Source organism: Pseudomonas sp. HMWF006, from assembly GCF_003061205.1.
GTDB classification, from domain to species: Bacteria; Pseudomonadota; Gammaproteobacteria; order Pseudomonadales; family Pseudomonadaceae; genus Aquipseudomonas; species Aquipseudomonas monsensis.
Genome location: NZ_QAIU01000139.1, coordinates 1 through 1,974 on the forward strand (window position 1 = coordinate 1; position 1,974 = coordinate 1,974).

General features: G+C 59.4%; 4 protein-coding genes. 3 read left to right on the forward strand and 1 reads right to left on the reverse strand.

Going from position 1 to position 1,974, the window contains the following annotated elements; all coding sequences use genetic code 11:
* Positions 1–503 (forward strand): 1-acyl-sn-glycerol-3-phosphate acyltransferase (locus tag DBR24_RS05605; protein ID WP_146188964.1); only part of this gene is annotated, 503 nt, incomplete at its 5' end.
* A gap of 111 nt (positions 504–614) precedes the next feature.
* Here DBR24_RS05605 and DBR24_RS05615 read toward each other — a convergent pair.
* On the reverse strand, positions 615–1,193 hold the full coding sequence (locus DBR24_RS05615; protein WP_128614154.1) for an ACP phosphodiesterase: 579 nt from the start codon (positions 1,191–1,193) through the stop codon (positions 615–617).
* Between the two features lie 168 nt (positions 1,194–1,361).
* Between DBR24_RS05615 and DBR24_RS05620 the strand changes: the two genes are divergently transcribed.
* Complete coding sequence (locus tag DBR24_RS05620; RefSeq protein WP_016771327.1) at positions 1,362–1,664, forward strand: helix-turn-helix transcriptional regulator; 303 nt, start codon at positions 1,362–1,364, stop codon at positions 1,662–1,664.
* 34 nt (positions 1,665–1,698) lie between these two features.
* A partial coding sequence (locus DBR24_RS05625) for an MFS transporter (RefSeq protein ID WP_146188965.1) occupies positions 1,699–1,974 on the forward strand: 276 nt, incomplete at its 3' end.

Here is a 1,974-nt window from a genome sequence, read left to right on the forward strand (position 1 = left end):
AGGCCGAAGTGCGCACCTGGCCGGTGGCCGGCTGGCTGGCGGCCAAGGCCGGCAGTCTGTTCATCCGTCGCGGTTCGGGCGACAGCCAGTTGATCCGCAAGCAGATGACCCGTCACCTGCAAACCGATCATGCGCTGCTGATGTTCCCGGAAGGCACCACCACCGACGGCCGCTCGCTGCGGACCTTCCATGGGCGCCTGTTGTCGGCGGCGATTGATTCGCAAGTGATGCTGCAACCGGTGGCGATCCGTTATCTGCGCGATGGCGAAATCGACGCGCTGGCGCCGTTCATTGGTGACGACGATTTGCTTTCGCACCTGATGCGTCTGTTCAGCCACGATTGCGGTGACGTAGAAGTGCACCTGCTCAAGCCGATTGCCTGCCAGGGTCGTGAGCGTGCGGCATTGGCGTTTGAAGCGCAGCAGGCGGTGCAGAAGGCGTTGTTTGGTGAGGTGGCGAAACCCGCTGAACCACGTCGTGCCGGCGAGCTGATCGCCGCCTGAAGCACATTTCTCCCCTGTGGGAGCGAGCTTGCTCGCGAAAGCGGTATGTCATTCAAAGTTGATGTTGGCTGACACGACGCCTTCGCGAGCAAGCTCGCTCCCACATTGGTTTTATGTCATTGACGGGTTTTGGGCGAAGTCCTGAAGTTGCGGGTAGAACAAAGCGAAATCTTCACTCAGCGGCTCATACAACCGCCGCAATTCCTGCATCGCCCCCGCCAGTTCTTCCGGCCGAGTCAACCGCCGCGAGATCCCGCGCAATACCTGCTCCAGCACTTCAAACTCCTGATACGAGCCCAGCCAGTCATTGGCGACCATGTGCGGGGCAATCTTCGCCAGTCGCTCGGGCAATTGCGGTTCACGGGACAGCACCCGATACACATCTGCGGTGAAGTGCTCCAGCGGCTGATCGGCATACAGCGTCCAGTCCCGCGCCAGGCAATGATCAAAAAACACATCGAGGACGATCCCGGCATAACGCCGGCGGGTCTGGGTAAAGCGCCCGAGGGCGGTGTCCACCAACGGATGACGATCGGTAAATACGTCAATCCGTCGATGCAGTTGAATGGCCGCCTCGACCTCCGGAGCGAACTGCCCTTGCAGCCGGCCTTTGACGAAGTCGCCATAGAGACTGCCGAGTAACTGGCCAGGACGCTGGCCACCGAGGTGCAAATGTGCGAGATAGTTCATGGGCGCAGCTTAGCACTGCGTCCTGCAATCAACACCCCATGTATCGTTATAACCCGATATACCGATTTATGCTGAGTTCAGATCAAAATCATATTGGTGTATCGCGAACTAACGATTTAAAGTTCGCCTCATCGCGATATAGCGTTGTACACACACGAGCACCCTGCCATGAACCTTGACCTCGACGAAATAATAAAAGCCCTGGCGCACCCAGTACGGCGAGACATCCTCAACTGGCTGAAAGACCCGAAAGGCGAGTTCCCGGAACAGTTGCACAACCACGAGTACGGCATCTGCGCCGGGCAGATCGATCAGCGCTGCGGCCTGTCGCAATCGACTGTCTCGGCACACCTGGCAACGTTGCAACGCGCCGGTCTGATCAGCAGCCAGAAGGCCGGTCAATGGCACTTTTTCAAACGTAACGAGGACGTGATCCAGGCGTTCCTCAGCACCCTCAGTAAAGAGCTCTGACCCTTAACGTCAGCCAGCCGACAAGGAAACCTGCATGCCCCTCTCGCTACTCATACTCGCCTTGAGCGCCTTCGCCATCGGCACCACCGAGTTCGTCATCATGGGCCTGCTGCCCGATGTGGCGGCCGACCTCGGTGTGTCGATCCCCGGCGCCGGCTGGCTGGTGACCGGCTACGCCCTCGGCGTGGCCATCGGTGCACCGTTCATGGCCCTGGCCACGGCAAAACTGCCACGCAAGGCTGCACTGGTCGCGTTGATGGGCATCTTTATTGTCGGCAACCTGCTTTGCGCCATCGCCAGTGACTACAAC